The sequence below is a fragment of the Marinobacter sp. MA genome (assembly GCF_048298425.1).
GTDB classification, from domain to species: domain Bacteria; phylum Pseudomonadota; class Gammaproteobacteria; order Pseudomonadales; family Oleiphilaceae; genus Marinobacter; species Marinobacter salsuginis.
This window is the reverse complement of sequence record NZ_CP103058.1, coordinates 3,098,513-3,125,103: the sequence shown is the minus strand read 5'-3', so window position 1 is coordinate 3,125,103 and position 26,591 is coordinate 3,098,513. Positions and strand designations below refer to the sequence as shown.

Below are 26,591 nucleotides of genomic sequence, written 5' to 3'. Positions count from 1 at the left end.
CATGCCTGATAACAATAGTGCTTTGTTGCTCGTGGATATCCAGAACGACTTCTGTGAGGGCGGAAGCCTCGCCGTTCCGGGCGCCAGCGACATCCTGCCGGTGGTAAACAGCCTGATTGAGGAGGCCGTGGACGCCGGTCAGATGATTATTGCCAGCCGTGACTGGCACACCGTCGATCACGCCAGTTTTGAGGCACGAGGAGGCCCCTGGCCACCCCACTGCGTTCAGGATTCCGAAGGAGCAGCGTTCCATGCCGGCATGCAGCTGCCGGATGACGCGGTGCGGGTCAGCAAGGGGACCGGATTCGACACCGATGCCTATTCGGCCTTTGACGGTACCCAGCTCGACAGCTTTCTCCAGCGACACGGTGTCGGCAAACTCAGGGTTGCGGGGCTGGCACTGGACGTCTGTGTGCGGGCTACCGTGCTGGATGGCTTGAAATGCGGCTTCGATATCGAGCTGATAGCCGACGGAACCCGTGCAGTTGATCGGGAAGGGGCCCCCGGGGTCTTTGAGGAGCTGCGGGCCGCTGGTGCAACCATAGGCTGAACTTTCAGGATTATGCGAGGAGGGGCTTTGATTAAGCAGGAAGATCTTCCTCTGATGGTGGATCTGTATGAGTTGGCCATGGCCCAGGCCTACTGGGCTGAAGACATGGCCGACACTTCGGTTTTCAGCCTGTTTTTCAGAGACTTGCCTGAGAACAGAAATTTTGTTCTTGCCTGTGGTCAGCAACACGTTGCCGAGCTGATTGGGCAGTTGCGGTTTACCAGTGACCACATCGAACGGCTGCGGCGGTTGAATCGCTTTCAGCCGGAATTTTTGGAGTGGCTAAGGAATCTGCGCTTCAGCGGCAGTATCCGCGCTGTTACTGAGGGAACGCCGCTGTTTCCCCAGGAACCGATTCTGGAGGTGACCGCGCCGATAGCCGAGGCGCAGCTTCTGGAAAGCCTGATCATGAACTATGTCCATCTTGAGTCGGTTCTGGCGTCCAAGGCGGTTCGCCTGGCGTTTGCCTCTGGCGGCAAGCCGGTAGTGGATTTTGGCATGCGTAGGATGCATGGCCTGGATGCTGCGCACCGGGGCGTGAGGGCGTATCGGCTGGCGGGACTGGCCGGAACCAGCAATGTACTTGCCGGCCGCGATTACGGCCTGGATGTCAGTGGCACCATGGCGCACAGTTTTGTGCAGGCGTACCCGGACGAAATGGAAGCGTTCAAGGTGTATGCACGGCTGTATCCGGGCACCACACTCCTGGTTGACACCTACGACACCCGGCGTGCGGTGAGGCGCATTGTTGACTGGCTCCAGGAGGAGCCCGATGTGCGCATCGGGGGAATCCGGCTCGATTCCGGCGACCTTGAACAAGAGGCCAGGGATTGCCGGAAAATACTGGACGATGCCGGCTTCAGCGACATAAAAATCATGGCCAGCGGAGGGCTGGACGAATACCGTATTGCCGCGCTTCTGCAGGCGGGTGCTCCCATTGACGGTTTTGGTGTCGGCACTGCCATCGGCGCAGCGAATGACGCGCCTGCCCTTGAATTGGCCTACAAATTAACCGAATACGCGGGTGAGCCGAAGATGAAAAACTCTTCGGGCAAAACGTCCTGGCCGGGAGCCAAACAGGTATTCCGGCAGTTTGATGGCAATGGTGTGGCCAGGAGGGACGTCATTGCTGGAATCGACGAGCAGGTTGATGGCTTGCCGTTGCTGGAGACCGTTATGGCGGACGGGGTGCTGTTACCCGGCTTTCCGGCTCCCCTCGATGACCTGGTATTGAAAGCCGGGGAGTCTGTGTTTGCTCTGCCTGGACCGCTCAGGGAGTTGGAGCAGGCAAAGGCCTTTCCTGTGGAATTCACAGACTACCTGCAGGATCTGCAGGCTGAAACGCTCAAGAAAGTCTCAGTCTGACCCGTCCGTATCCGGCACAGGCGGGGTTCAGGCGCCCCGAATGGTCCGGTGCCGGATAGACGAAACCAACTGGTTCATCAGTTCCCGGGCCTCGCCCTCATGCAGGCTGTGGCATTTTTCCTGCAATACTCGGCGGTCGTGGTTGGATGAGGCGCTGGTGACGTCCTTGAGCAGATCCAGATACTGGCAGGCAGCCAGGTGGGCCTTTATTTCCGCATCGATCAGTCGGGTAACCAGTTCATCAACGGATTCGGTGCAGAACGGACGGTTCCGGTTCAACAGGTTGCGTGCCTCCAGGGCAGCATTGCGGGCTTCCAGTCTGAGTTCGCCGGCGGCCTCGCCCGCTTCAACCGCCCTCAGGAACATGCCCAGGCGTTCATGGAGATGCCATACCTGGGGCCATATCTTGCTGTAGGCTTCCACTTCTGTGTGATAACGGGCTTCTTCAACCGGCGAGCCTGACGCTCCGTTGCCGGCCTCCCCGGGACGATTGAACTGCGCGACTCTTATATCGTCCACTTCCCGCCATAGGGTGTCCGAGCGCTCACGCAGCGCTGTCAGTTGCTCCTGGTATCGGCGTCGTGCCCCTGAGCCCAAAAACAGGGCAATGAGCGCCAGGCCCAGCGCTCCGGCGGCAAGAAGGAGCGGCAGGCCACCTGCCGATACCGTGCTCCAAAATGGGTCTGCATCCATAATATCTGACCCCTGCACAAATCCTGTCTGGGTCTTTCAGTATAGAAGTTAATCCTGCGTCTGCTGTCGAAAGGGTAGGACAGATTGTGCCTCTTTGAAGTACCCGAGGACGTGTTCGGCTTCTTCATGGGTGAAGTTTTCTATCGCCTCGCGGAAGCCGGGGTGAAGGATTCCGTGCCAGGAATGGGTGATCACCGGTTCAAAGCCGCGCACCAGTTTATGCTCGCCCTGGGCGCCGGCGTCAATGTGGCTGAGACCCAGCTCCATGGCCAGCTCGATGCCCTGGTAATAGCAGGTTTCGAAGTGCAGGTGGTTGTATTCGTCCAGGCACCCCCAGTAACGCCCGTACAGGGTGGTTTTGCCTGCCAGGAACAGCGCTCCGGCAATGATTTCGCCTTCGCGCTGGGCGATCACGAGGTGAACATGTTCGGGTAACTGTTCCCGAAGCAGCTCAAAGAAGCGCTTGTTGAGGTACGGCCGCTGGCCCCGTTTCAGGTAGGTAGCCTGGTAAAACACATAGAAGGCAGACAGCACATGCTCGGGAATGTCCCGGCCGTGGAAACGGGCAAAGGAAATGCCCTGTTCAGCAACCTGGCGACGCTCCTTGCGTATGGATTTTCGCTTGCGGGACGTCAGAGCTGCCAGGAAATCCTCGAAGTTCCCGTAACCGTGGTTGTGCCAGTGGAACTGGCATCCAATGCGGTGTAGCTCCTGGTCGTGCTGGAGCAGTTTCTGGTCCTCGCTGTCCGGAAAGAGAAGGTGCCAGGAGTGGGCGCCCAGTTTGTCGGTCAGCGTGTCCAGCAGATCATGAATCTGCTCGGGTGTCAGTTGTTCCCGCAGGTCCGGGGCCAGCAACATTCGGGGCCCGGCAGAAGGCGTAAACGGGATGGCGATCAACAATTTCGGATAGTACGCAAGGCCATGTCGCTGATAGGCATCGGCCCAGGCCCAATCGAAAACATATTCCCCCATGGAGTGGCTTTTCAGGAAAGCTGGTGCCAGGCCTACGATTTTGTCGTCCGACTTGAACACAAGGTGGCTGGGAGACCAACCGGTGGCTTCGGACGTGCAGCCGGAGGCTTCGAGAGCCTGGAAAAACTCGTAGCGAAGAAAAGGGTTGGTGCAGCCCGCCAGTCGTTCCCACTCTCGTACGGGAATGTCATTGATGCTGGCGCAGGTTTCCAGGGTAAGAGTTGCTTGTCCGGATTCTGGCATGGTGCGGGAAAACTCCTGTGTGTACCCGTTACCATACGTCAGAACATGGCTTTTGATCACCCTCGGCGGCCCTCCTGAACCTCGTCTGTGACTGTGTAAAGGTTCTGCAAAGCGGGCAGGGCCAGCCCGGCACTATACCCCGAGCGTGTTAGACTTCATCCAGCTATGGTGGCCGGCACGACAGTTGGAGAGGCAAGATGCAGAACAGGGTGTTACTGGTCGAAGACGATGATGAATTACGGCAACTGCTCGCACGTTACCTGACCAATCAGGGGTTCACCGTTCGCGAGGCGGCAAACGGGCGGGACGGACTGGCCCTGGCGCTTGGCCAGGACTGCGATATTGTCGTGCTCGACATCATGTTGCCCGACATCAGTGGCCTTGAGGTGCTGCGGGAGTTGAGGGCAGAGACGCATCTGCCGGTTGTGCTGCTGACCGCCCGAGGCGATGAAACCGATCGGATCGTGGGTTTTGAAGTCGGTGCTGATGACTACATTCCCAAGCCCTGCAACCCTCGCGAGCTGGTGGCCCGGCTGCAGGCACTGTTGCGGCGGATTGCCTGGGACCAGAAAACCGAAGTCAATGCGGCCCGGACCTATGGCGATCTGAGAGTCGAGCCCGGCCATCGCCGGATTTATCAGAACGATGTAGCCATGGAACTGACCGCCACCGAATACGAGGTTCTCCAGGTCCTGCTGGCACACGCCGGCAGCGTCGTACGCAAAACGGACCTTATGCAATGGGCCCTGGGACGCCGGCTCGAGGCCTACGACCGAACCCTGGATATGCACATCAGTAACCTTCGCAAAAAGCTGGGCAACGACGATCCGCCCCGGATTGAGACCGTTCGGGGGCTGGGTTACAGCTATCGGGTGCCGGAATGAAGCAGCGGCCCATGTTCCCGCTATTCTGGCGGATCTTCCTCTCCATCTGGCTGGCCATGGCGGTCACCGTGGTGGCCAGTAACCTGGCAACCAGAATGCTCCTGGATCGCGAACGGGAAGCGATCGAGCGGCAGGCAGGGCTCAGGGACCTGGCCGAGGAGGCAATCGCTATCCGTGAGGCTGGTGATCGAAGCGCTGCCTGGCGTTTTCTGAGGGACGAGGGCGAGCGTCTTGAACTGTTTCTGGTGCTGCTGGAGCAGGATGAAAATGATGGCAAGCTGCCTTCGTTCATTCGCGACCGAATGAAATCCGGCTGGTACCCGCAGAAACCGGCGGTTCTGGATGTGGGCGGTGATTACCGCCTGGTGGCCTGGCCGCGGGTGCAGGGCGCCGGCTGGCTCAATCCCAGGTTCTTCCGGGCTATCGAGCTGGGTCTGGCTCTATTGATGATTTCCCTGGCGTGCTGGTGGATTGCCCGCATGGTATCAAGACCGCTGCGGCATATGGAAACCACCGCCCGCGCGATTGCGGGAGGGGACAATTCACTCCGGGTCAGCGAAAAGATTGCGCAACGCAGGGATGAGGTAGGGCAACTGGCAACAGCCTTCAATGCAATGACAGAGCAGCTTTGCAGTCTTCTGGATCGCCAGAAACACTTGCTTCGGGATATTTCCCACGATCTGCGAACGCCGCTCACCCGCCAGCGTATTGCCATTGAACTGGCGAACGAAGCCGGCGCAGACGAAGAGCTTATGGCGAGTATTCTGCGCCAGAACGAGCGGCTTGAAACCATGACCGGGCAGATACTGACGCTGTACCGGGTTACGGAGGCCGGCGGCAATATTGAGCGCGAGCCCCTCCGGCTGGTACATGTAGTCAATCAGGTGCTTACGGATGCAGCCGACTATGCCGAACACCAGGGGGTGGACTGCAAGCTCGTGGTGTCGCCTGAAAGCTCGCGGGCATCGGTATTGGGTGATGAGGGGCTTCTGCAGCGAGCGATCGACAACATCCTTCAAAACGCCCTGGATCACACACCACCGGGCAGAGCTGTTCACCTGGCGGTGACGGTGGCCGATGACTTGTTGACTCTGACGGTTGATGATGAAGGGCCAGGCGTAGCGGATGAGATGATTGGTCAGCTTTTTGAACCGTTCTTCCGTGCGGACAAGTCCCGCGGCGGTAAGGGATGGGGCCTGGGCCTGGCCATCGCCAGAGACATTGTTGCTGCCCACGATGGAACGATCGCGGCAGCGGCGGGCGAGCATGGAGGCTTAAGGGTGACGCTTCGCCTTCCTGTGTTTTTCGGCGGTGGCTGATTCTGGCTCCGGATCGGAGGGCTTGAGTTTCTCCGCGCCGGAAAAGTCGATACCCTCCGCCAACTCGTCCTCGTCAAAGCGAATTCCGCACGCTGCTTTGCGGATTCTTGCGGGTTTGGCAGTGCCCGGGTTGTTGTATTCGTCTTCAGAGGCCATAGGTCGGTGTCCATGAAAAAAGATTACCCCGTTCCGGCAGGATACCTTGAGCGTGAAACGGAAGTGAAGAAAAGCCGGTTCATTGCCCGGGTAGCGCCCGTGGGTTCCCGGGAGGAGGTGAAAGACTGGCTGGAGCAGGCACACCAGGACCACCCGGACGCCCGCCATATCTGCTGGGCCTACCAGATCGGCCGCCCCGGTTCTGCCGCTGAGGCCGCCATGAACGACGATGGCGAACCCTCCGGAACCGCCGGGAAGCCGATTCTCAACGTGATTCAGCACAAGGATATGGGTGATGTCCTGGTGATGGTTATCCGGTACTTCGGCGGGATCAAGCTGGGTGCCGGCGGGCTGGTGCGGGCCTATGCCGGGGCGGCAGAGAGCGTGCTGTCAGCGGTTGACCGGGTGGTGCAAAAACCCATGACGGACGCGCTGGTTTCCCTGTCCTTCGCCGATGAACAGCCCCTGCGACACTGGTGTGACGTTAACGGTGCATCGGTGGAGTCTGTCGATTATGGCGCGTCCGTTCGCGCCCGGGTGCTGGTTCCGGAGGACCAACTGGCAGCGTTCGGGGCTTTCTGCGATGCCCAGAAGCTGGATTACAGTTTTGAAAGGTGATGGATCCCGGGGGCATCGTACCGCGTCCGCTAAGCGTATACTGTTGAAAAAGCGAATTCTCAATCGAGGGCAGAAATCATGATGCGTTTTCTGATGTTGGCGGTTGTCACACTGGCCATGACCGGTTGCGCCAGTAATGTGGTGACCGACTACAACTCGTCTGTGGTTTTTGGGAATTATTCATCCTGGGCGTTTGCCAGTGGTACGAACGAGTCGTCATTCACCTCACTCGACGGCACACGGGTACGCAGTGCCGTTGAGAGGGAGCTGAATCGCAAAGCGTTGCGACAGGTGCCTGAGGCGGAAGCGGATTTGCTTGTGAGCTGGCAGATTGTGCCGGAAGAGAGGCTCGAACAGACTGGCCTGGGCCTCGGGTTTGGCTTTGGTAGCGGAAATTTCGGCTGGGCCCTGTCCGCGCCGCCACCGGTGCGTGAAATTGAAGAGGGCAAGCTGGTGGTCGAACTGGCGGACAGCAAGTCGAAGGAAGTTGTCTGGCGTGCAGCCAGTCGCCGTTACCTCAATGAAAACCAGTCACCCGAGACCCGCAGGGAACTGATCGACGAGGTCGTGGCTGAAATGTTTACCAAGTATCCTCCCGGTCTTGATTGAAAGACCGGGCAAGACCGGAATGGCACGGAGATGGAATGAAGAAGCGATCTGAGGGCGGCCTGGTTTTCTCGACAGAACAGGGGCGCATGTGCCCCGATTGCCGAAACCCGGTGAACGAGTGCACCTGCGCGACAGCGTCGCGGCCCGCCGGCGACGGCATTGTCCGGGTGAGCCGGGAAACCAAGGGCCGCAAAGGCAAGGGTGTCACCCTGATTACCGGCATTCCACTGGATGACAAGGAACTGAAGGCTTACGCCAAGGTGTTGAAAGCCAAATGCGGCACCGGTGGTACGGTAAAAGACGGCGTAGTCGAGATTCAGGGCGACCAGCGGGACCTCCTGGTTCCACTTCTCGAACAGAAAGGGTGGACCGTCAAGCGCGCCGGTGGCTGATGGTATAACACGCAATTCCCTTATGCTCACGTTACAATAGACCCTGCGAAGAACGAATCCCGAGTTTCACATCAACTGGAATCTGGCCGAAAATCCCCGGGAATATCCTGTGGGATGGCGGTTTCCGTTCGACCGGAGGCGAGCATGCATATACTGGTTTTGGGCGCAGGCGTTGTGGGCATTACCACAGCCTGGTATCTGCAGAAGCAGGGGCACCAGGTATCCGTGGTTGATCGCCAGAACCAGGCCGGCGTGGAGACCAGTTATGCCAACGGGGGGCAGATCTCGGTCTCCCATGCCGAACCCTGGGCCAATCCATCAGCGCCCCTGAAGGTGTTGAAATGGCTCACCAAGCCGGATGCGCCTCTGCTGTTCCGGCCAACGCTGGATCCCAATCAGTGGCGCTGGGCGCTTTCCTTCCTGGGGCAATGCACGTCGGCCAGGGCTGCTCACAATATCCGCCAGATGGTGAACCTTGGCACCTACAGCCGTAGCCAGTTGCAGGCTCTTCGCAAGGAGGCCGGTATAGAGTACAACCACCTCGAGAAGGGTATCCTGCATTTCTACACCAATCCGGCCGAATTTGACGGCGCCATCGAGCCTACCCGAATCATGCAGGATCTTGGCTGTGACCGGCAGATCATCGACGCTGACCGCGCAGTTGAACTGGAACCGGCACTCAAACCGATCCAGAACCGGATCGCGGGTGCAACCTACACCTCAGAAGATGAGTCCGGTGATGCCCGGATGTTTACCCAGAACCTGGCAAAACGCTGCGCCGAGGCCGGAGTAGAGTTCCGGTACGGCACTGAAATTCTGGCGTTCGAGCGTGCTGGCGAACGAGTGCTTGGCGTCCAGACCCTTCACGACGGCCACCATGAGACGCTCCGTGCAGACGCCTACGTGCTGAGCATGGGGAGTTTCAGTGCGGCCCTGGCCCGGCAGCTGGGCATTTTCCTGAACATCTATCCGGCCAAGGGTTATTCGATTACCGTGCCGGTGAAAAACGAAGAGGCAGCGTTCCAGGTCAGCCTGACCGACGACGAGTACAAGCTGGTATTCTCACGCCTGGGCGATCGCATGCGTGTGGCAGGTACGGCAGAACTCAGTGGCTACAGCCGGAAACTGAATTACACCCGTTGTCGCGCCATCGTCCGGCGCACTGCGGAAGTTATGCCAGAGGCGGGCTACTGGGACCAGGCCGAATTCTGGACCGGTCTGCGGCCTGCAACTCCCTCCAATGTGCCCTACATCGGAAAGAGCCACTTTGCCAACCTCTACCTGAACACCGGGCACGGCACCCTGGGGTGGACCCATTCCTGTGGTTCTGCCGCGGCACTCGCGGACATTATTGACGGCCGTAAGCCTGAGGTGGATTTTACGTTTTCCGGGCTATAGAAATGAAAAGGGGCCAGATGAAAGCCTTCATCTGGCCCCAGTCTTCAGCGTTCGGCCGGTTTACTGCAACTGATCCCGAATCAGCTTCTTGTTGATCTTGCCAACACTGGTTTTCGGGATATCCTCGACGAAATCAATATGCTCGGGGATTGCCCATTTATTGATCTCGCCACTCTCCACAAACTGCTTCAGGTGGTTCTGGATATCCTCGACACTGGCCTGTTCACCTTGCTTGAGGGTAACCAGAGCGTGAGGACGCTCGCCCCATTTTTCATCGGGCACACCCACCACGGCAGCTCCGGCGACGGCCGGATGCTGGCTGATCAGGTTTTCCAGGTCCAGTGACGACAGCCACTCACCGCCGGTCTTGATCACATCCTTGATGCGATCCTTGATGGTAATGGTGTTGTCAGGCTCCATGGAAGCAACGTCGCCTGTGTGTAGCCAGCCGCCTTCCCAGAGCTGTTCGCCTTTCTGGGGCTCTTTGAAGTAGCCCTGGGTCAACCAGGGGGCGCGTGCCACGATTTCACCCTTCGCCTCGCCGTCGTGGGGTACCGGGTTGCCCTCAGGATCCACGATTTCCAATTCAACCATTGGCGTTGCAATACCGGTCTTCACGCGTTTTGCGGTTTGCTCCTCAAGAGGCAACTCCAGGTCTTCCGGTTTCAGGTGGGAAGCGCACAGCAGCGGGCAGGTCTCGGACATGCCGTAGGCGGTGAACATCTTGATGCCAAGCTTGGCCCCGGCATCGCACAGACCTTTAGTCAGCGCGCTGCCGCCGATCAGCACGTGCCAGTTGCTCAAATCGGCGGTCTTGATGGACTCTGTGGCCATCATCATCTGCATGATGGTGGGCACGCAGTGGGAGAAGGTGACTTTATGCTCTTTGATTAGGTCGACCAGCAACTCCGGCTCATAGCGACCGGGGTAAACCTGCTTGATGCCCATCATGGTGGCGGCATAGGGAACACCCCAGGCGTGCACGTGGAACATCGGGGTGACCGGCATGTAAACCGACGAGGAGCGCATCAGCGGCATTTCATCGAACGACGCTACGGTGCCTGTCATTGCGAGCGTATGTAGTACCAGCTGTCGGTGGCTGAAGTAGACACCCTTTGGATTGCCGGTAGTGCCCGTGGTGTAGAAGGTGGTTGCGACACTGTTTTCGTCGAAATCGGGGAAGTCGAATTTGTTATCCGCCTTGGCCAGCAGACTCTCATACTCGCCGATGGTTTCAACCGGTGCCTGTTTCGCGGCATCGTCGTCGGTGAGCTGAATCCAGGTCTTGACCGTTTTGATCTCGCCCTTGACCGCGTCAATGATCGGGAGGAAGTCGTCGTGTACCAGTACCACATCGTCTTCGGCGTGGTTCATGGTGTAGACAATCTGATCCGGAGACAGCCGGATGTTGACCGTGTGCAGAATCGCCCCAATCATTGGAATGGCAAAGAAACACTCGAGGTACCGGGGCGTATCCCAGTCCATCACTGCAACGGTATCACCCGGCTTCACGCCGGCATCGGTCAGTGCGTTGGCCAGGCGGTGGATGCGCTCAACCAGATCTGTGTAGGTGTACTTGCTGCGGTTGGAGTAGACAATTTCCTGGTCCGGGTTATACCTGGGGCCGGACAGCAGGAGTCGTTTGATCAGCAGCGGGTACTCGTAGGCGTTTTCAGCCGGGGGCAGAATGCGGGTCTGTGCCATTACCTGTTTCCTCTTTCCCAGTTGTTGGTGTTATCGCGAGAAACAGGAATAAATCTGACACAGTTTGGCTGAAACAGGAACCGGTAACAGTGAAAAAATGCAGAGCGAACGGTGGCTTAGATGCAAATCCCGTTTCGCTCTGCGGACACGTCTGTCAGCGTTGGCGTGATAATCAGAGGTGTCGAATCACGCGCAGGTGCGCACTTACTCGTAGGTGCAAAGATAGGCGGTATCGATATCGGTCTTGGCCTTGAAACTGGCCTGGCCCGCGACATCGAAGCTTTCGCCCGCACCATAGGTCATCCACTCGTCCATGCCCGGCAGCAGGACGGTCAGAGCGCCACTGATGACGGTCATGGTTTCCTTCTTGCTGGTGCCGAACTCGTACTCGCCCGGGCTGATGACGCCGACCGTGGCAGGCAGGGTGGATGTCTGGAAGGCGATGGATTTTGCCTTGCCATCGAAATATTCATTTACTTTCAGCATGTGCTGGGCTCCTCGAATAAGTTTGGGAGCCTACTATACGGCAATTTTCTTGAAGTCCAATGACAAATCATCAGTCTGAGCTGTCCTTGTCCATGTCGGAGACCGCTTGCCCTGGTCTGGTCTCAAAACCGCTGTATAGTTTGTGGCTTTCAGGATCGTATCGCTCACGCAGTTCGTCTTTGGTGGTGCCGCTCCAGAGTGTAATGCCGGTGAAATAGCCTGCTCTGCCGATGACATGAGCTGCTATCGGTGCTGTTAAAAGAATAAACACGATGAAGGCAATTGCCCGTGCCGCCACGGCGCTGTCGGCAAAATGCAGAGCCACCCCGGCCATCGTCAGTATGGCCCCCATTGCGCCTGCCTTGGTGGACGCATGCATGCGGGTTGGCAGATCAGGCAGTCGCACGATGCCGATGGCGGCCAGCACCATAAATGAAGCCCCTGCCAGCAAAAGAATGGAGACCAGGATTTCACTCATCCTTGACGCCTCCCCGCTCCAGGAATCTGGCGAATCCTATCGCGGCCAGGAACGCCGTTAGGGATATCACGATCGCTACATCGAGAAAACTTGCGACCCCGGTATCGATGGCGTGGACTCCCACGTAGCCAACTACCACGGAAGCAATCAGTTCCAGTGCAACCACTCGATCCGCCAGTGAGGGCCCCCTGGTCAGCCTTATGAAAGCAAACAGCAACGCCAGAGAAAGCATGAGATAAACGATGTTGATTGCAATTCCAAGCATGGTAGCCCCCTAGCGCATAACCTTGAGGATTCGGCGCTCAAGTTCCCTCAGGTCATTTCTGAGTTGCTCCTCGTCCTGAAGAAACATTGCATGGATGAATAACACCCGTCGATCATCTGACACATCCAGGCTTAGCGTTCCCGGCGTCAGGGAGATGACGCTACTGACAAACATGATTTCCATGTCGGTTCTCGCCTGCAGAGGAAAGGCGATGACACCGGGTTTCATGTGCCAGACCGGCGTGGCGACATCGTAAGCAACCCGTAGGTTGGATTTCACCAGTTCCTTCAGGAAAAAGGCCAGGAAAGCCACCAATCGCGGAATCCTCCGGGAGTAGCCCTTCAGTGCAGGCACCTGGTTTTGCAGTACCATAAGCGCGATATAGCCGAAGCAAAAGCCGGCCAGGAGGTTCATGGCAGTGACACTGCCACTGAGAACCACCCAGGCGATTGCCAGCAGCACATTCCAGAACAGGCCGATCATTTCGACTGTCCTCCAAGAACCGCTTCGATATAGAGCTGCGGATTCCTCAACTGATCTGCAGCGGTTTCCGCCAGCACGTAAATAGGCTGACCGTAGAGACCAATCATCAGCGTGCACGCTGCAAGCCCGAACACGGGCAGATAAAAGGCCCAATTGTTCCGGTCTTTTACCTCACCATTGAGTCTGCTCACATCCGGTACATGGTCTGGAAGCTTTTTCCAGAATACTTCCGCCCAGATCTTGATCATCGAATACAGGGTCAACAGGCCAACCAGTAGTGCGATCGCCGAGATCAGGTATTCACTGGCTTCCAGGCTTGCACGCACCACAATGAATTTGGCGAAAAAGCCGGATAAAGGGGGAATGCCCGCGAGCGACAACGCTGGAACCAAAAACAGAAGCGCAAGGTAAGGGCGCTGGCGATAGACGCCGCCAAGGTCTTTCAGTTCATAGCTTCCTAGCAGGCGGAAGGTGATACCGCTCACCAGGAACAGATTCGTCTTCACGATGATGTGGTGCATGATGTAGAACACTCCGCCTATCAGGGCCAGCGGTGTGAAGAGCGCCAGTCCAAGAAGCATATAGCCAATCTGACTGACAATATGGAAAGACAGGATGCGCCGGAACTCGAACTGCGCTGCGGCCCCTAGCACGCCCGTTAGCATCGTGAAGGCGGCGGCCCAGAGCAGAATGGTATGGGTGTAGGCGACATCCTGCGTAAAAATCAGTGTAAAAACCCGGTACAGAGCGTACACCCCGACCTTGGTCAGGAGCCCCGCGAACAGCGCGGAAACGGCCACTTGCGGGGTGTGATAGGAAGCGGGGAGCCAAAAAAACAGCGGGAACGCAGCCGCCTTGATGCCGAAGGAGATCATGAATAGCAGGGAAACGACGGTCACCATGCCGGGATCGTCAACGCTGTTCACCTTCTGAGCGATGTCCGCCATGTTCAGAGTTCCTACCATGCCATACAGCAGGCCCACGGCGGAGAGGAAGATGGCCGACGAAAACAGGTTCAGGGTCACGTACTTGATGGCACCCTCCATCTGGGCGCGTTCCCCGCCAAGGGTCAGCAAGGCAAATGACGCGAGCAGCATCACCTCGAACCAGACAAAGAGATTGAATATATCGCCAGTGAGGAAAGCACCTGCCACACCGGCAAGCAGAAGATGCATCAGCGGGTAATAGCCGAATTTTTCATGGCCCTTGGGGGTCGAGGCCAGCGAGTAGATCGCGATGGCCAGACCGATGATGCCCGTGAGCACAATCATGATGGCGCCGAGTACATCCGATACCAATACGATGCTGAACGGGGCAGGCCAACTGCCCATTTCCACCACCAAAAAGCCCTGCTCAATGGTTGAACGCATCAGCCAGATACCCGCCGCCAGTAAAAGTCCGGTGGAAACGACGGCAAGGGCCCGCTGAAGCCGGATTGATCGCCAAAGCGCCAGGGACAGAGCTCCGGCGGTCAGGGGGATAAGAATCGGAAGAACGAGTTCCAGGTTCAAGTATCCGTATCCTTCATCTTGTCCAGGTCATCGGTTCCAACCACCTCATAGGCACGCCGGATCAGAACCACCGCAAACGCCAGAACGCTGAAAGCAATCACAATGGCGGTGAGAATGAGCGCCTGGGGCAGAGGATCAGCCACAGCGCCCATGACTTCATTTGCGCCATCGGGAATCAGTGGCGGTGCGCCTCGAGTCAATCCGGCGACGACGAAAATCAGAAGGTTAGCTGCGTTGCTCAGGATGATCAGGCCGATGACCAGTTTAACGATCGAGCGCCTGAGCATCATGTAGATGCTGGCCGTGAAGAGCAGCCCAACGACATAGGCCATCAAGGTTTCCATTGTTGCGCCCCCACCGTGTCAATGAATGCTGTTGTCATTCCTCAGCCTCCATCAGGCTGATCACAAAGGTCATTAGCGTTCCCAGAACAGCCAGGTAAACGCCAATGTCGAAAATTAGAACGGTTGACAGTTTCAGATAGCCCTCGCCGGGCAAGGGCACTTCCCACCAGTGGGCAGTAAGCATGGCCTGGCCGGACCAGAGTGCTGGGATGGTTGATGCGAGGCCGAAGAGCAATCCGGCTGCCAGGATATCCCGTGGACTGATACGCAGTAGCTTGCGGGTGGATTCCGCTCCAAAGGCAAAGGCGTAGAGCACGAAAGCGCTTGCCGCCACGAGCCCGCCAATGAACCCTCCGCCGGGTTCATCGTGCCCGCGCAAAAGCAGGAAAACCGAAAACATCAATTGCAGTGGCATGATGGCCAGGGCTGCGGTGTGGAGTATGAGTGTGTTGGTCTTCATGGCTTGTGCTGATCCTCCGCCCTCAGTTTGACCATCGAGTAGACACCCATAGCCGCGAGGCCCAGAACAAAGATCTCTCCCAATGTGTCCAGTTGCCGGAAGTCCACCAGGATTACGTTGACGATATTCTTGCCGAAGGCCAGCCCGTAACTGTTTTCAATGTAATAACTGGAGATGCTGTCGAAGTACTGGATGTCCAGCGCAGCAAGCATCAGCAGCGTCATGATTGCGCCCGCAAAGACGGCAACCGTCAGGTCCCGGTAACGTTCCCACGGCGACGACAGGTTGACGAAGGCGGGCAGTTTGAAGAGCACCAGCACCAGCAATATGACAGTGAGCGTCTCAACCAGCAGCTGGGTGATGCCGAGGTCCGGGGCGCTGAAGTGGATGAATATCAGGGCCACTCCGAAGCCGAGCACGCCCACCGAGGCCACGGAGCCAAGGCGGGACCGGGTAACGCTGGCAAAAACTGTGGCCGCGACGATGAGAAGAGCGATCCCAAACTCGTAGAAGTAGCCATTGCTGAAATCGAAATCCAGATGAAAGCCGTGACGGGTAAAGAGCGTGTAGCCAGTCAGGCCGAAGGTCACAAGAACGAGGATAAGGAGGTAGATACCGAGAACGCCGTTCTGTAAAACGCGGGTCTGCCAGCTTGCAACCTGGGTGATCCCGAGCATGAACCGGAAATACCCCGCCTCGGGGCCAACGCGGCTGCCCGCCGCGTTGATGGCGTAAAGTGCGGGGTGCAGCCGCTGCCAGGCTATGAATAGCAGTGAGCCTGCCAGCAGGCTGACGCCAGAGAGCATCAACGGGACATTCACTCCGTGCCACAGGGCGAGAGCGGTCTGCACGCCGCTGCCATAGACCGAGGAGACCGCTGCATCGAGCACGAACGGTGCGGGTAGAAACGGCGCCACGCCAAAAATCAGGGCCAGCAGTGTCAGTACTGCGGGGCCCAACAGCATGGCGAGGGGCGCGTCATGAGGCTGCTTCGGGGTAGTTTGAACGGGCCCGAAAAACGGCTTCACAAAAACCAGCCCGGCCACTGCCACAACCAGAATCGACGAGGCGACGGCCGCTGCCAGCAACCCCCAGGACCACACGGGGGAACTGAGAACCGATTCAAACATCAGTTCTTTGGCCACAAAACCGAAGAGGGGCGGAAGCCCTGCCAGCGACATTGCCGCCAGCCCTGCAATCACCGCGGTCCGGGGCATGCTACGCCAGAGCCCTCCCATTTTCGTGATGTCTTTGGTCCCGGTTTCGTGGTCCAGTGCGCCCGCGAGCATAAACAGTGCACCTTTATAAAGCGAGTGCGCGACCAGAACGCAGACGAACGCGATGATAGCCTTTTCCGTTCCTATTCCGATGAGCATGGTGAGAGTACCCAGAGCCATAACCGTGGAGTACGCCAACACCTTCTTGATGCCAGTGCTACTGAATGCCAGGTAAGCCCCAGTCAGCATGGTTGCGGCCCCGAAAAACATCAGGGAGTAACTCCAGAGCGCACCACCATCCATTGAGGAATTGAGGCGCGCCAGCATGTAGACACCTGCCTTGACCATGGTCGCCGAGTGCAAATAGGCGGAAACCGGCGTGGGCGCGGCCATTGCGTTGGGCAGCCAGAAATGGAAAGGAACCTGCGCAGACTTGGTGAAGGCGCCGATAAGGATGCAAATCGCCGCTGCGGTGTAGTAACCGTGTTCGTGAATAGCCAGATCGGACGCCAGGATCTCCGAAAACGAATAGCTGCCGGTGATAAAGATCAGGAGAATCAATCCGGCCATTAATACCAGGCCACCCCCCGCTGTAACGAAGAGCCCTTGCAACGCACATTTCCGCGCTTCCGCGTCTTCGTGGTTGAAACCGATCAGCATGTAGGAGGTGATACTGGTCAGTTCCCAGAACACGAAGAACGTAATGAGGTTATCGGACAACACCAGCCCCAGCATCGAAGCCATGAAAGACAGCATGACGACGTAGAAGCGAACGAGGTCCTGATGACCTTTCAGGTAGGATCCGGCAAAGATGAGGATGAACGTGCCGATAACGCTGATTAGAAGAGCAAAGACCAGTGACAGGCCATCAACCATGAAATCCAGGGATACGCCGAGGCCGGGCATCCACTGGTTTTGTATCAGGAGGCTATCACCACCGCTGATCGCCGGGACAAGACTGGCAAAATAGGCCGTGAGCAAGGCCGGCAGCAGCGACAGAACCCAACCGATGTAACTGCCTGTTAGTCGATAGAGCGCTGGTACCGCGACCGCCAGCAAAAAACCCGAAAGCACAGCCAGTAACATCATTCAAGGGTGCTCCTTTAAGACCCAAGTTAAAACGTCCTGCGGTTAACGGCGGATTTTTTTAAAACCAGTATTTAATACGACTCGTTGATAGAAAAGGTTCTTAAAATATCGAAATACTCATTGGTCCCAGGTTTGGCCCCGAGAGTTTTCGGTGGTTTTAACCTTCAGATGCATGGCTGATTTGGCCAGGAAGTTGGCACTTATGGGGGCAGTCATGAAAAGGAAGGCTGTAATCAGGATTTCTTCAATGCCAATGCCCTGTCCTATGGTACTGAAGTAGATCACCGAACTGATCACGATAGCGCCCACCCCCACAGTAGTGGCCTTGGTGGGCCCATGCAGGCGGGTAAAAAAGTCCGGGAGGCGTGCGAGGCCAATGGCGCCTATCAGGGTAAATGCCCCACCGATCAAAAGCAGCAGGCCGATGGCATATTCAGCGAACGGATTCATCTGATTGGTTCTCCAAAAGCATGGTTGTATCTGGAGCGAATTTATTCAATGACGCTGCCCCGTTTCAGGTATTTGGCCATCGCGACCGTCCCGACAAATCCCATAACGGCAATAAGAAGGGCTGACTCAAGGTACATGCGCGTTCCCAGTGCGATGCCCAGCAGAATAATCAGGGCAATGGCGTTGATATAAAGGGTATCCAGCGCCAGAACTCTGTCTGGAGCATCCGGGCCTTTAATTAGACGGTAAACGTTTAACAGTACCGCCAGCGTGACCATGGCGATGGTAATGTAGAGAGCGGTAACCATCATTGGAACATCTCCAGAAGAGGCTTTTCATAACGGGCCCGGATTGTGTCGATGACCTCCTGATCGTCTTCCGCGTCCAGGGCATGAATCAACAGCAGCTTCCTGTCATCGCTGACATCTGCGCTCACCGTGCCGGGCGTCAACGAGATGGTGCTGGCCAGAATAGTGATGGCCAAAGGGTGCTCCAACTCCAGGGGGTAACAGACGAATGCGGGGCGTGCCGGTCGGGGGCTCAGAATGAGCCTCGCCACCTCGACACTGGCAACAAGAATGTCCCAGACGACCCGCATCAGATAGGCAGGCACTTTCCAGGCCTTTATGAAAGCGGGCGGGTCCGGCCAAAAGCCCTGGGTCATCTGGGGTATCGCCCACGCCAGGATCAGGCCCAGTACCACACTACCACCGCTTACTCCGTCACTCAGAAACTGCCAGGTAATGAAAAGGGTCAGGCTCAGCCAGGGCTGGGGAAAACTGAGGCGATCAAGCATTAGCTGTCCTCCCTGACCATTTTGGTTTGCAGAATCTCGATATAGGCATCTTTGTTGTGCAGTTGCTCTGCCGTGGCATCAGTGTAACGAGTAATCGGCCCGGCAAGCACAACGATGACGACCGCCAGGGCTGTCAGAGCGCCAGCTGCAACCGATATTCTGCCGTTGAGTGGATCAGGTTTTTCCAGGTGCCCCTCCACTGTACGCCAGAAAACAATGCTTCCAGCACGGCTGTAGGCAATAACGGTCAGGAAGCTGCCGATCAGCAGTACTGACCAGAGCCATGCCATTTCAGTTCCCGACTGAACGGATTGCAGGATGAGTACCTTGCCAAAAAATCCGCTCAGTGGTGGCAGACCGGCGGCGGCAACGGCCCCGACCAGAAACAGCACGCTCAGGAAAGTGCGGTTCCGCATTTTGGGGGCGGTAACTATGCGATCCTGAGCGCTGCCCCTTTGGCTTGCCACCAGCTCCGATACCAGAAACAGACCACCGACCGTCCAGGTGGTACTCAACAAATAGAACAGGGCAGCCGACAGGCCAGCTTCTGAGCCGAGCGAAATCGGCGCCAGTAACGTACCCACCGAAATAATGACCTGCCAGGCAACCAATGTTTTCAGGCTTCCGGACCCCAGCGCGCCGATAACCCCCATGGCTAGGGTGACCAGGGCGATCGGGAACAGCCAGTCCATGCCCAGATTGGCGAACTCGCCTGCGTCTTCGCCAAAGATCAGCAGGTACACCCGCAAAATGGCGTAAATGCCAACCTTTGTCATTACCGCGAACAGGGCGGCAACCGGCGCAGTCGCTTTGGAATAGGCGCGGGGTAACCAGAAACACAGGGGGAGGATTGCGGCCTTGAGCCCGAAAACCACCAGTAACATCATGCCGCCAGCTTTGATGATGCTCTGACCCTCGCCGGTGACCTGTGGAATCTTGACCGCAAGATCTGCCATGTTGAGGGTGCCGGTGATGCTATAAATCATTCCGACACTAATCAGGAACACAGCGGAGCCAATCAGGTTAAGAACGACGTAGTGCAGGCCCGGAACGGTCCTTACCGTGCCGCCGCCATGCATCAGCAAGCCGTAGGAAGCGATCAGGAGAACCTCGAAAGCAACGAACAGATTGAAAAGGTCGCCGGTCAGGAAGGCGATGTTCAGTCCCATCAGTTGGAACAGGAAGAGAGCGTGGAACTGGCGATTGCCCTCGTCGGCACCCCCGATCGAGTAGATGTGACAGAACAGAGCCAGCACGGCTGTCATGATCAACATCAACGCGGCCAGGCGGTCGAGTACCAGAACGATCCCGAACGGTGGCTGCCAATTGCCAAAGGCATAGATGCGGTAACTGCCATCGTCTGCCAGTACCAGGAGCACAATGGCCGACACCAGCATCAGAACGGTAGTCGCCAATGCCAGCGTACGGCGAAGACTAATGGGCGCATAGCCCATGAAAGCCTGAAGAATGCCGCCTAAAAGAGGAATTAGAACAGGAGCGGTAAGCCAGTGGTTCATTTACCGGTTACCTCCTCTTCTTCCGGTGCAGGCGATTTGTAAGGTTGTTTGCCGTCCACATGGTCGTCCTCGTTGTCTGCCAGGTTACGCAGAGACAGCACGACCACGAACGCAGTCATGGCAAAGCCAATCACGATAGCCGTCAGTACCAGTGCCTGCGGCAACGGATCGGAGTAACTCGCAGCGGTACCGAGGACCGGCTGCTGCCCCGTTGTAAGGCGTCCGCTGGAGAAGAGAAAAAGATTCACGCCGTAGGACAGCATTGTCAGGCCGACCACTACGGGAAAAGTGCGAGCCCGGAGAATCAGATAAACGCCGGACGCTGTCAGGGCGCCGATCACCAGTGCGAAAACAAGCTCCATTACGCACCCTCCTCTTTACTCTTGATGGCGGAGTGGGGAGACAGCCGGCCGATACTGACCAGTGCAAGCAGAGTAGCGCCGATAACCGTGAGGTAGACTCCCAGATCGAATACCAGGGCTGACGCGACCTCAAACTTGCCGACCACGGGCCAGGTTATGTAGTCGAACGTGGAGGTCAGGAATGGATACCCGAAGGCAAAGCTACCTGCGCCGGCCACGGTTGCAAACAGCAGCCCCAATCCGATGACATTGTGATAGCGGAAGGAGATTCGATCCTGAGTCCAGTTCATGCCAGCGGCGATGTATTGAAGGATCAGTGCCACAGAGGTGACCAGACCGGCTATGAAACCGCCGCCTGGCAGGTTATGGCCTCGCAGGAAAATAAATGCCGATACCATCAGTGCCAACGGCAACATGGGCCGTGCGATCAACTGCAGCATCAGCGGGTGGGCATCCCGGGTCCAGGCATGGCCCTCTCCATCGCTGGGCGGAGGCGTCAGAGCGGTGTTTTTGAGCATCGCGTAAATGCCCAGGGCCGCAATCGCGAGGACGGTGATTTCGCCGAGGGTATCGAAGCCCCGGAAGTCCACCAGAATCACGTTCACCACATTGGTGCCCCCACCGCCGGTTTTGCTGTTCTCCAGGAAGAAATCAGAGATTGAGCTGAACGGTTGGGTCAGCATGGCCAGCGTCACCAGTGTCATACCAATGCCGGCTACTGCCGCAATGGCGATGTCCCTTACTCTCCGCTTTAACGGCGTTTCGATGGGCGTCCAGGAAGGCATATAGAAGATGGCCAGCATGAGAAGAACAATGGTCACAACTTCGACAGACAGCTGTGTCATGGCCAGGTCTGGTGCCGAGAATCGTGCGAAGGCCAATGCCACAAACAGGCCAACTACGCTCAGCAGTACCAGCGCATAGAATCTCTGGCGATGAAGGACGGCTGTTGCCAGGGCGAAGAGGATGAGCAGGCCGGCCGCGATTGCGGTTGGGAAATCGATCGGGCTCAAACCGCTCTCGCCAACAAAAATCCCAAGTTCAAGAATCGGCATGGCTGCGACCACTATGGCACTCAGCAGAAGCAACATGGCGTATCGCTGGAGCGAGCCGTTCTCGACTCGCGCAGTGAGCCTGTTGGCCAGATCGACAATCCGTAGAACAACCGCTTCGAAAACAGCCTTTTCGTCAATTTCCTTGAATCGGGCGTGGAAGTCGAAGAAACGCTGACGCTGACTGTACATGAGCAGGCCACCAAAGAAGGCGACGAAACTCATGAGCAACGGAAGGTTGAATCCATGGTAGACAGAAAGGGTGTAATCCGGCACATCACCGCCAAGCGTGGCCGAGGCGGCAATATAGAGTAGCGGACCGACAGACACCGCCGGGAACACGCCTACCATGATGCACGCAAACACCAGGATCTCCACCGGGAATTTCATATAGCGCGGTGGTTCATGAGGAGGGTAGATCGGAAGATCCACTGGTTTGCCATTGAAGAACACATCGTGGACAAAACGCGCCGAATACGCCACTGCGAAAATCCCGGCCAGGGTCGCAACAATCGGGGGTAACCAGGCTATGAGTCCCGGGAGGTTCAGTTCCAGGGATTCGGCAAAGAACATTTCTTTGCTCAGGAAGCCGTTCAGCAGCGGAACACCGGCCATGGATGACGCCGCGACCATGGCCAGGGTGGCGGTGTGTGGCATGTAGCGCCACAGGCCGTTGATGCGCCGCATGTCCCGGGTACCGGTTTCATGATCGATGATACCGGCGGCCATAAACAGGGAAGCTTTAAAAGTAGCGTGGTTAATCACATGAAAAACTGCTGCCACTGCAGCCAGCTGCGTACCCATACCGAACAGTAGCGTGATCAAGCCCAGGTGGCTGACCGTTGAATGGGCCAGAAGGCCTTTAAGGTCATGCTTAAACATGGCGACATAGGCGCCAATGAGCAGGGTAGCCATACCGGTAAAGCTGACCATATAGAACCATTGCTCGGTGCCTGCCAGCGCCGGATAGAGCCGGGCCATCAGGAAGATGCCGGCTTTTACCATCGTGGCCGAGTGCAGGTAGGCCGATACCGGGGTAGGCGCCTGCATGGCGTGGGGTAGCCAGAAATGGAACGGGAACTGGGCTGATTTGGTGAACGCTCCCAGCAGAATCAGGGTCAGGGCGACCGGGTACATGGCATGGGCCTTGATCAGGTCACCGGCTGCCAGCACCTCATCGAGCTCGAAGCTGCCGACAATGTTGCCAATGATCAGTATGCCGGCTAATAACGCGAGGCCGCCGCCACCGGTGACTGCTAGGGCCATCCGGGCGCCGCGACGGGCGTCCTGCTTGTGTGTCCAGAAGCTGATCAACAGGAACGAGGTCAGGCTGGTCAGTTCCCAGAAGATCATCATCAGCAACAGGTTGCTGGAGAGCACAATGCCCAACATCGAGCCTTTGAAGCAGAGCAGCAGGGCGTAGAACTTGCCGACGTTCTCGTGAGCCTTCAGGTAATAGCGGGCGTAAAGAATGATCAGCAGCCCGATAATCAGGATCAGCAGGGCGAACAGCAGCGACAGTCCATCCAGTCGGAAACTGAATGAAAGGCCCAGGGCAGGGAGCCATTCGTAGCTGTGCAGAACCACGCCGCCATCGGCGAGGGTTTCCCAGTGAGGGAACAGGGCTGCAAGAGCGATCAGCGCGGGTACTGAAGATGCAACGGCTATCGCCGTTCTGCCGCCCTGGGCGAACAGGGGTGCGGCTATGGCACCCAGAAAAGGCAGTAAAACAACCAGCGGTAGCGACATCGCAACCTCGTTATTGGTTTTCTTTTACGTGAGTATTGAAGGCATGTTTGCCTGAGTCTAGTCTCAGGCCGGCCACCCTGCACATCGGGCAACGTTGCCAGTACGGCATAGGAGGTGGCGTGGATCAGCAGAGACCAGGCGGATCCGGGAAGTACGGTAGACGTCCCCGGTGCCGCGCGATGTCAGCGGTAACAGGTGGGCGGGTAACTCTTGTGCAGCCGAAGGACCTTGCGGTCATGGTTGCTCCGTCAGTCAAACTTGATTGCCGATGATACGTGGCCCGTCTGGAAGGTCAAGTCAACTTGCCATTGATCAAGTGTATACTCCCGATAAATATTTTATGAGAGAGTCCCATGACCGATAGCTATCCCAACCTTCTGAAACCGCTGGACCTCGGCTTCACCGAACTGAAGAACCGGGTGCTGATGGGGTCCATGCATACGGGCCTTGAAGACCGGTTCTGGAACATTCACAAGCTTGCCCGCTATTTCGCTGAGCGAGCTGAAGGTGGCGTCGGGCTCATGGTAACGGGCGGCTTTTCGCCCAATCTGGTCGGGCAGTTGGCTCCGCTTGCTTCAACCATGAACAACCGTGCCACGGCCTTGCTGCATCGCCATGTGACCGGCGCGGTTCATGAGGCGGGCGGAAAGATCTGCATGCAAATCCTGCACGCGGGACGCTACGGTTACCAGCCACTTATTGTTTCTGCGTCGGCCACCAAAGCGCCGATCAGCCCATTCAAGGCACGCGCTCTATCCACGAAGGGCGTTGAGCGGCAGATCAACGACTTTGTCGGTGCCGCGAAACTTGCCAAGTTTGCCGGTTATGATGGCGTTGAGGTGATGGGCTCCGAGGGCTATTTCATTAACCAGTTTTTGTGCGAACGGACAAACAAGCGGACAGACAAGTGGGGCGGGCCGTATGAGAACCGTATGCGCCTGCCCGTGGAAATTGTTCGCCGGATGCGCGAAGCCGTGGGGCCCGACTTCATCATTATCTATCGGTTGTCAATGCTGGACCTCGTTGAGGGCGGACAGACCTGGGATCAGATCGTAACCCTGGGCAAAGCCATCGAGCAGGCAGGTGCCACTATTATCAACACCGGCATCGGCTGGCACGAAGCGCGGGTGCCCACCATTGTTACTTCGGTGCCCCGTGGCGGCTTCGCCGATGTCACCGCCAAGTTCTATGGCGAAGTGGATATCCCGGTGTGCACCACCAACCGAATCAACACTCCGGAGAAAGGGGAGGAGATTCTGGCGGCCGGCAAGGCGGATATGGTGTCCATGGCCCGGCCTCTGTTGGCGGACAGCGAGTTTGTGCGCAAGGCCGAGCAGGGGCGCAGTGATGAAATCAACACCTGCATTGCCTGTAACCAGGCCTGTCTGGACCATGCCTTCCAGGCCAAGCGGGCTTCCTGCCTGGTGAACCCCCGAGCCTGTCACGAAACCGAGCTGGTATTGACGGTAGCGCCTGTTGTGCGCCGGGTCGCGGTGGTAGGTGCCGGACCTGCCGGTTTGGCGGCAGCAACAACAGCCGCGAAACGCGGCCACAAAGTGACGCTGTTCGAAGCGGATGACCAGATTGGTGGCCAGTTCAACTACGCCAAGCGCATCCCGGGCAAGGAAGAATTTTATGAAACCCTTCGGTATTTCGAGCGCCAGATCCAGCTGCTTGAGATTGACCTCAAGCTCGGCACTCGTGTGGATGCCGAGTCACTTAAGGCGCAGGGTTTCGACGATGTCGTGATCGCCACCGGCGTGAAGCCGAGAACTCCGTCCATTGAGGGTATTGACCATCCCAAGGTGCTCGGCTACCTCGATGTACTTCGCCATAACAAACCCGTTGGCAAGAATGTGGCGGTTATCGGCGCCGGCGGCATCGGTTTCGATGTCAGCGAATTCCTGACCCATGATTTCAGCCATCATCCCGAAGGCGAGCAGGTCAGCGTTGCCGACTGGCAGGCGGAGTGGGGCGTTAATCCCCATTTTGATGGTTCCGGTGGCCTGGCGGAACGACAACCGACCCCGTCACCCCGTAAAATTTATCTGATGCAGCGAAAAACCGGCAAGGTCGGTGGGGGCCTGGGCAAGACCTCGGGCTGGGTGCACCGCAACAGCCTGAAGCATCGCGAAGTGGAAATGCTTCGTGGGTGTCGCTATGAGCGCATCGACGACCAGGGACTGCATATTTCAGTCACCGATAAAGAGGGCAAGGTGACGGAAAGCCGGGTGCTGCCGGTGGATAATGTGATAATTTGCGCCGGTCAGGAGCCGTTCCGGGAACTTTTCGATCAGTTGTCGGACTCTGGGGTTAACGCACATCTTATCGGCGGCGCAGACGTTGCCGAAGAACTCGACGCAAAACGGGCCATCCGGCAGGGAACGGAAGTCGCAGCCAAACTATGACATTACTTATTGCCTTCGCAGTTCTTTCGATTGGCTTCTCCTTCTTGTGTTCCATTCTCGAAGCGGCGTTGCTGTCGGTGACGCCGAGCTACATCGCCTCGTTGAAGAAAGAGAAACCGCAGCTGTTTTCCAGGTTGCGCAAACTCAAAGACGATGTGGACGACCCCCTGTCTGCAATCCTTACACTGAACACCGTTGCCCACACCGTCGGCGCCACCGGTGTCGGCGCCCAGGTCACCGTGGTCTTTGGTGAGGCCTGGCTCGGTATCGCCTCGGCCGTTATGACCCTCGCCATCCTGATTTTCTCGGAAATCATTCCCAAAACCATCGGGGCAAAGTATTGGCGGGGCATCGCTCCTCGATTGCCTGCCATTCTGGGCTTCATGATCAAGGCGCTGTTGCCGTTCATCTGGTTGTCCAAACAGGTCACTCGGCGCATTGCCTCGGGTGAGGCAGATACGGACATCCGCGCCGAGATCAGCGCCCTGGCAGAAATAGGAAAAGACCAACAGGCGCTGGATGAAGATGAGCGGCGGATGATTCACAACGTTCTGCGCTTCCACGAAATCAAGGTCAGTTCGGTCATGACACCGCGGACGGTTTGCAAATACGTCGATCCGGACGTTACCTACGAACAATTCCGCGACCAGGTCAGAAAATCACCCTTCTCCCGTTATCCGGTGATAGACGAAGACGGGGAGGCACTTGGCTACCTGCACCGGGCCGATCTGATCAACCTCGATGCCGACGTCGACCTCCTGGAGCACATGCGCAAGATCAAGCGCGTGAAAGGCAATACCAACATTGAATTCCTGTTCTCGGACATGCTGAGAGAACGGCAACACCTGGCCGTGGTCTATGACGAACTGGGGACCTGGTTGGGGATAGTGACGCTGGAGGACATATTGGAGACACTTTTGGGCACGGAAATCATGGATGAAACCGACAATGTCTCTAACCTCCGCCGGTACGCGAAGCAGCGCTGGAGCCGTCGTCTGAAGAAGTATGGCTCCGGATAAAC

28 protein-coding genes are annotated in these 26,591 nt (G+C 57.4%); 10 read left to right on the top strand and 18 right to left on the bottom strand.

Features of this window, described 5'->3' with window-relative positions:
- Position 1: 1 nt before the first annotated feature.
- On the top strand, positions 2–550 hold the full coding sequence (locus NUW46_RS14415) for an isochorismatase family protein (RefSeq protein ID WP_418140449.1): 549 nt from the start codon (positions 2–4) through the stop codon (positions 548–550).
- Between the two features lie 27 nt (positions 551–577).
- The gene (locus NUW46_RS14410; protein WP_418140448.1) at positions 578–1,915 is read left to right on the top strand and encodes a nicotinate phosphoribosyltransferase; all 1,338 of its coding nucleotides are present in this window, start codon (positions 578–580) and stop codon (positions 1,913–1,915) included.
- Positions 1,916–1,942: 27 nt separating this feature from the next.
- Here NUW46_RS14410 and NUW46_RS14405 read toward each other — a convergent pair whose 3' ends face one another.
- Together NUW46_RS14405 and NUW46_RS14400 are read right to left on the bottom strand one after the other, a co-directional pair.
- Positions 1,943–2,608 carry a hypothetical protein gene (locus NUW46_RS14405; RefSeq protein ID WP_418140447.1) on the bottom strand — a complete coding sequence of 222 codons (666 nt, stop codon included), beginning with the start codon at positions 2,606–2,608 and terminating at the stop codon, positions 1,943–1,945.
- 48 nt (positions 2,609–2,656) lie between these two features.
- A complete protein-coding gene (locus tag NUW46_RS14400) occupies positions 2,657–3,823 on the bottom strand; it encodes a GNAT family N-acetyltransferase (RefSeq protein ID WP_418140446.1) in 1,167 nt (388 codons plus the stop codon).
- 197 nt (positions 3,824–4,020) lie between these two features.
- On the opposite strand from NUW46_RS14400, the gene NUW46_RS14395 reads away from it, so the two are divergent.
- Together NUW46_RS14395 and NUW46_RS14390 are read left to right on the top strand one after the other, a co-directional pair.
- Complete coding sequence (locus NUW46_RS14395; RefSeq protein ID WP_069182944.1) at positions 4,021–4,707, top strand: response regulator transcription factor; 687 nt, start codon at positions 4,021–4,023, stop codon at positions 4,705–4,707.
- Positions 4,704–6,026 carry a sensor histidine kinase gene (locus NUW46_RS14390; RefSeq protein WP_418140445.1) on the top strand — a complete coding sequence of 441 codons (1,323 nt, stop codon included), beginning with the start codon at positions 4,704–4,706 and terminating at the stop codon, positions 6,024–6,026. The genes NUW46_RS14395 and NUW46_RS14390 overlap by 4 nt, the downstream gene beginning before the upstream one ends.
- Here NUW46_RS14390 and NUW46_RS14385 read toward each other — a convergent pair.
- On the bottom strand, positions 5,982–6,182 hold the full coding sequence (locus NUW46_RS14385; protein ID WP_418140444.1) for a hypothetical protein: 201 nt from the start codon (positions 6,180–6,182) through the stop codon (positions 5,982–5,984). The two genes, NUW46_RS14390 and NUW46_RS14385, sit on opposite strands and share 45 nt — an antisense overlap.
- A 12-nt stretch (positions 6,183–6,194) precedes the next feature.
- On the opposite strand from NUW46_RS14385, the gene NUW46_RS14380 reads away from it, so the two are divergent.
- The 4 genes from NUW46_RS14380 (at position 6,195) to NUW46_RS14365 (ending at position 9,199) form a co-directional block, all read left to right on the top strand.
- Entirely contained in the window at positions 6,195–6,800 is a 606-nt protein-coding gene (locus NUW46_RS14380) for a YigZ family protein (protein WP_418140443.1), read from the top strand.
- Positions 6,801–6,881: 81 nt separating this feature from the next.
- Positions 6,882–7,409 carry a DUF4136 domain-containing protein gene (locus NUW46_RS14375; RefSeq protein ID WP_418142046.1) on the top strand — a complete coding sequence of 176 codons (528 nt, stop codon included), beginning with the start codon at positions 6,882–6,884 and terminating at the stop codon, positions 7,407–7,409.
- 35 nt (positions 7,410–7,444) lie between these two features.
- The gene (locus NUW46_RS14370) at positions 7,445–7,801 is read left to right on the top strand and encodes a translation initiation factor Sui1 (RefSeq protein ID WP_209400728.1); all 357 of its coding nucleotides are present in this window, start codon (positions 7,445–7,447) and stop codon (positions 7,799–7,801) included.
- 144 nt (positions 7,802–7,945) lie between these two features.
- The gene (locus NUW46_RS14365; protein ID WP_418140442.1) at positions 7,946–9,199 is read left to right on the top strand and encodes a D-amino acid dehydrogenase; all 1,254 of its coding nucleotides are present in this window, start codon (positions 7,946–7,948) and stop codon (positions 9,197–9,199) included.
- Positions 9,200–9,259: 60 nt separating this feature from the next.
- On the opposite strand, the gene NUW46_RS14360 is transcribed toward NUW46_RS14365, so the two are convergent.
- The 15 genes from NUW46_RS14360 to NUW46_RS14290 form a co-directional block, all read right to left on the bottom strand.
- Positions 9,260–10,903, bottom strand: coding sequence for a fatty acid--CoA ligase (locus NUW46_RS14360; protein ID WP_418140441.1), 1,644 nt, complete (start codon positions 10,901–10,903; stop codon positions 9,260–9,262).
- 204 nt (positions 10,904–11,107) lie between these two features.
- On the bottom strand, positions 11,108–11,389 hold the full coding sequence (locus NUW46_RS14355) for a pyrimidine/purine nucleoside phosphorylase (protein WP_069182951.1): 282 nt from the start codon (positions 11,387–11,389) through the stop codon (positions 11,108–11,110).
- A 70-nt stretch (positions 11,390–11,459) separates the two neighbouring features.
- The gene (gene mnhG / locus NUW46_RS14350) at positions 11,460–11,867 is read right to left on the bottom strand and encodes a monovalent cation/H(+) antiporter subunit G (protein WP_418140440.1); all 408 of its coding nucleotides are present in this window, start codon (positions 11,865–11,867) and stop codon (positions 11,460–11,462) included.
- Positions 11,860–12,132, bottom strand: a complete 273-nt coding sequence (locus NUW46_RS14345; protein ID WP_418140439.1) for a monovalent cation/H+ antiporter complex subunit F — start codon at positions 12,130–12,132, stop codon at positions 11,860–11,862. The genes mnhG and NUW46_RS14345 overlap by 8 nt, the downstream gene beginning before the upstream one ends.
- 9 nt (positions 12,133–12,141) lie before the next feature.
- Positions 12,142–12,615: a Na+/H+ antiporter subunit E gene (locus tag NUW46_RS14340; protein WP_418140438.1), complete on the bottom strand. Its 474-nt coding sequence runs from the start codon at positions 12,613–12,615 to the stop codon at positions 12,142–12,144.
- On the bottom strand, positions 12,612–14,126 hold the full coding sequence (locus tag NUW46_RS14335; RefSeq protein ID WP_418140437.1) for a Na+/H+ antiporter subunit D: 1,515 nt from the start codon (positions 14,124–14,126) through the stop codon (positions 12,612–12,614). Before NUW46_RS14335 ends, NUW46_RS14340 begins: the two co-directional genes overlap by 4 nt.
- Entirely contained in the window at positions 14,123–14,470 is a 348-nt protein-coding gene (locus NUW46_RS14330) for a Na+/H+ antiporter subunit C (RefSeq protein WP_209400739.1), read from the bottom strand. Before NUW46_RS14330 ends, NUW46_RS14335 begins: the two co-directional genes overlap by 4 nt.
- A 34-nt stretch (positions 14,471–14,504) precedes the next feature.
- Positions 14,505–14,930 (bottom strand): Na+/H+ antiporter subunit B, encoded by a 426-nt coding sequence (locus tag NUW46_RS14325; RefSeq protein ID WP_209400741.1) that lies wholly within the window; start codon positions 14,928–14,930, stop codon positions 14,505–14,507.
- Complete coding sequence (locus NUW46_RS14320; RefSeq protein ID WP_418140436.1) at positions 14,927–17,236, bottom strand: putative monovalent cation/H+ antiporter subunit A; 2,310 nt, start codon at positions 17,234–17,236, stop codon at positions 14,927–14,929. Before NUW46_RS14320 ends, NUW46_RS14325 begins: the two co-directional genes overlap by 4 nt.
- Positions 17,237–17,353: 117 nt before the next feature.
- Positions 17,354–17,686 carry a Na+/H+ antiporter subunit G gene (locus NUW46_RS14315; protein WP_209400745.1) on the bottom strand — a complete coding sequence of 111 codons (333 nt, stop codon included), beginning with the start codon at positions 17,684–17,686 and terminating at the stop codon, positions 17,354–17,356.
- A 41-nt stretch (positions 17,687–17,727) separates the two neighbouring features.
- Entirely contained in the window at positions 17,728–17,997 is a 270-nt protein-coding gene (locus NUW46_RS14310; protein WP_209400747.1) for a K+/H+ antiporter subunit F, read from the bottom strand.
- Positions 17,994–18,482: a Na+/H+ antiporter subunit E gene (locus NUW46_RS14305; protein ID WP_418140435.1), complete on the bottom strand. Its 489-nt coding sequence runs from the start codon at positions 18,480–18,482 to the stop codon at positions 17,994–17,996. Before NUW46_RS14305 ends, NUW46_RS14310 begins: the two co-directional genes overlap by 4 nt.
- On the bottom strand, positions 18,482–19,999 hold the full coding sequence (locus tag NUW46_RS14300) for a monovalent cation/H+ antiporter subunit D (RefSeq protein ID WP_418140434.1): 1,518 nt from the start codon (positions 19,997–19,999) through the stop codon (positions 18,482–18,484). The genes NUW46_RS14305 and NUW46_RS14300 overlap by 1 nt, the downstream gene beginning before the upstream one ends.
- The gene (locus NUW46_RS14295) at positions 19,996–20,361 is read right to left on the bottom strand and encodes a Na+/H+ antiporter subunit C (RefSeq protein WP_209400752.1); all 366 of its coding nucleotides are present in this window, start codon (positions 20,359–20,361) and stop codon (positions 19,996–19,998) included. The genes NUW46_RS14300 and NUW46_RS14295 overlap by 4 nt, the downstream gene beginning before the upstream one ends.
- Entirely contained in the window at positions 20,361–23,162 is a 2,802-nt protein-coding gene (locus tag NUW46_RS14290; RefSeq protein WP_418140433.1) for a monovalent cation/H+ antiporter subunit A, read from the bottom strand. The genes NUW46_RS14295 and NUW46_RS14290 overlap by 1 nt, the downstream gene beginning before the upstream one ends.
- Before the next feature lie 353 nt (positions 23,163–23,515).
- Between NUW46_RS14290 and NUW46_RS14285 the strand changes: the two genes are divergently transcribed.
- Positions 23,516–25,570, top strand: coding sequence for an FAD-dependent oxidoreductase (locus tag NUW46_RS14285; protein ID WP_418140432.1), 2,055 nt, complete (start codon positions 23,516–23,518; stop codon positions 25,568–25,570).
- The gene (locus NUW46_RS14280) at positions 25,567–26,589 is read left to right on the top strand and encodes a CNNM domain-containing protein (RefSeq protein ID WP_069182959.1); all 1,023 of its coding nucleotides are present in this window, start codon (positions 25,567–25,569) and stop codon (positions 26,587–26,589) included. Before NUW46_RS14285 ends, NUW46_RS14280 begins: the two co-directional genes overlap by 4 nt.
- Positions 26,590–26,591 lie beyond the last annotated feature (2 nt).

Excerpts from the sequence above, each read along its gene's own strand:
- NUW46_RS14415 (WP_418140449.1), top strand. The coding sequence starts at position 2 with ATGCCTGATAACAATAGTGCTTTGTTGCTCGTGGATATCCAGAACGAC.
- NUW46_RS14405 (WP_418140447.1), bottom strand. The coding sequence starts at position 2,608 with ATGGATGCAGACCCATTTTGGAGCACGGTATCGGCAGGTGGCCTGCCG.
- NUW46_RS14400 (WP_418140446.1), bottom strand. The coding sequence starts at position 3,823 with ATGCCAGAATCCGGACAAGCAACTCTTACCCTGGAAACCTGCGCCAGC.
- NUW46_RS14395 (WP_069182944.1), top strand. The coding sequence starts at position 4,021 with ATGCAGAACAGGGTGTTACTGGTCGAAGACGATGATGAATTACGGCAA.
- NUW46_RS14390 (WP_418140445.1), top strand. The coding sequence starts at position 4,704 with ATGAAGCAGCGGCCCATGTTCCCGCTATTCTGGCGGATCTTCCTCTCC.
- NUW46_RS14385 (WP_418140444.1), bottom strand. The coding sequence starts at position 6,182 with ATGGCCTCTGAAGACGAATACAACAACCCGGGCACTGCCAAACCCGCA.
- NUW46_RS14380 (WP_418140443.1), top strand. The coding sequence starts at position 6,195 with ATGAAAAAAGATTACCCCGTTCCGGCAGGATACCTTGAGCGTGAAACG.
- NUW46_RS14375 (WP_418142046.1), top strand. The coding sequence starts at position 6,882 with ATGCGTTTTCTGATGTTGGCGGTTGTCACACTGGCCATGACCGGTTGC.
- NUW46_RS14370 (WP_209400728.1), top strand. The coding sequence starts at position 7,445 with ATGAAGAAGCGATCTGAGGGCGGCCTGGTTTTCTCGACAGAACAGGGG.
- NUW46_RS14365 (WP_418140442.1), top strand. The coding sequence starts at position 7,946 with ATGCATATACTGGTTTTGGGCGCAGGCGTTGTGGGCATTACCACAGCC.
- NUW46_RS14360 (WP_418140441.1), bottom strand. The coding sequence starts at position 10,903 with ATGGCACAGACCCGCATTCTGCCCCCGGCTGAAAACGCCTACGAGTAC.
- NUW46_RS14355 (WP_069182951.1), bottom strand. The coding sequence starts at position 11,389 with ATGCTGAAAGTAAATGAATATTTCGATGGCAAGGCAAAATCCATCGCC.
- mnhG (WP_418140440.1), bottom strand. The coding sequence starts at position 11,867 with ATGAGTGAAATCCTGGTCTCCATTCTTTTGCTGGCAGGGGCTTCATTT.
- NUW46_RS14345 (WP_418140439.1), bottom strand. The coding sequence starts at position 12,132 with ATGCTTGGAATTGCAATCAACATCGTTTATCTCATGCTTTCTCTGGCG.
- NUW46_RS14340 (WP_418140438.1), bottom strand. The coding sequence starts at position 12,615 with ATGATCGGCCTGTTCTGGAATGTGCTGCTGGCAATCGCCTGGGTGGTT.
- NUW46_RS14330 (WP_209400739.1), bottom strand. The coding sequence starts at position 14,470 with ATGGAAACCTTGATGGCCTATGTCGTTGGGCTGCTCTTCACGGCCAGC.
- NUW46_RS14325 (WP_209400741.1), bottom strand. The coding sequence starts at position 14,930 with ATGAAGACCAACACACTCATACTCCACACCGCAGCCCTGGCCATCATG.
- NUW46_RS14320 (WP_418140436.1), bottom strand. The coding sequence starts at position 17,236 with ATGATGTTACTGGCTGTGCTTTCGGGTTTTTTGCTGGCGGTCGCGGTA.
- NUW46_RS14315 (WP_209400745.1), bottom strand. The coding sequence starts at position 17,686 with ATGAATCCGTTCGCTGAATATGCCATCGGCCTGCTGCTTTTGATCGGT.
- NUW46_RS14310 (WP_209400747.1), bottom strand. The coding sequence starts at position 17,997 with ATGATGGTTACCGCTCTCTACATTACCATCGCCATGGTCACGCTGGCG.
- NUW46_RS14305 (WP_418140435.1), bottom strand. The coding sequence starts at position 18,482 with ATGCTTGATCGCCTCAGTTTTCCCCAGCCCTGGCTGAGCCTGACCCTT.
- NUW46_RS14300 (WP_418140434.1), bottom strand. The coding sequence starts at position 19,999 with ATGAACCACTGGCTTACCGCTCCTGTTCTAATTCCTCTTTTAGGCGGC.
- NUW46_RS14295 (WP_209400752.1), bottom strand. The coding sequence starts at position 20,361 with ATGGAGCTTGTTTTCGCACTGGTGATCGGCGCCCTGACAGCGTCCGGC.
- NUW46_RS14290 (WP_418140433.1), bottom strand. The coding sequence starts at position 23,162 with ATGTCGCTACCGCTGGTTGTTTTACTGCCTTTTCTGGGTGCCATAGCC.
- NUW46_RS14285 (WP_418140432.1), top strand. The coding sequence starts at position 23,516 with ATGACCGATAGCTATCCCAACCTTCTGAAACCGCTGGACCTCGGCTTC.
- NUW46_RS14280 (WP_069182959.1), top strand. The coding sequence starts at position 25,567 with ATGACATTACTTATTGCCTTCGCAGTTCTTTCGATTGGCTTCTCCTTC.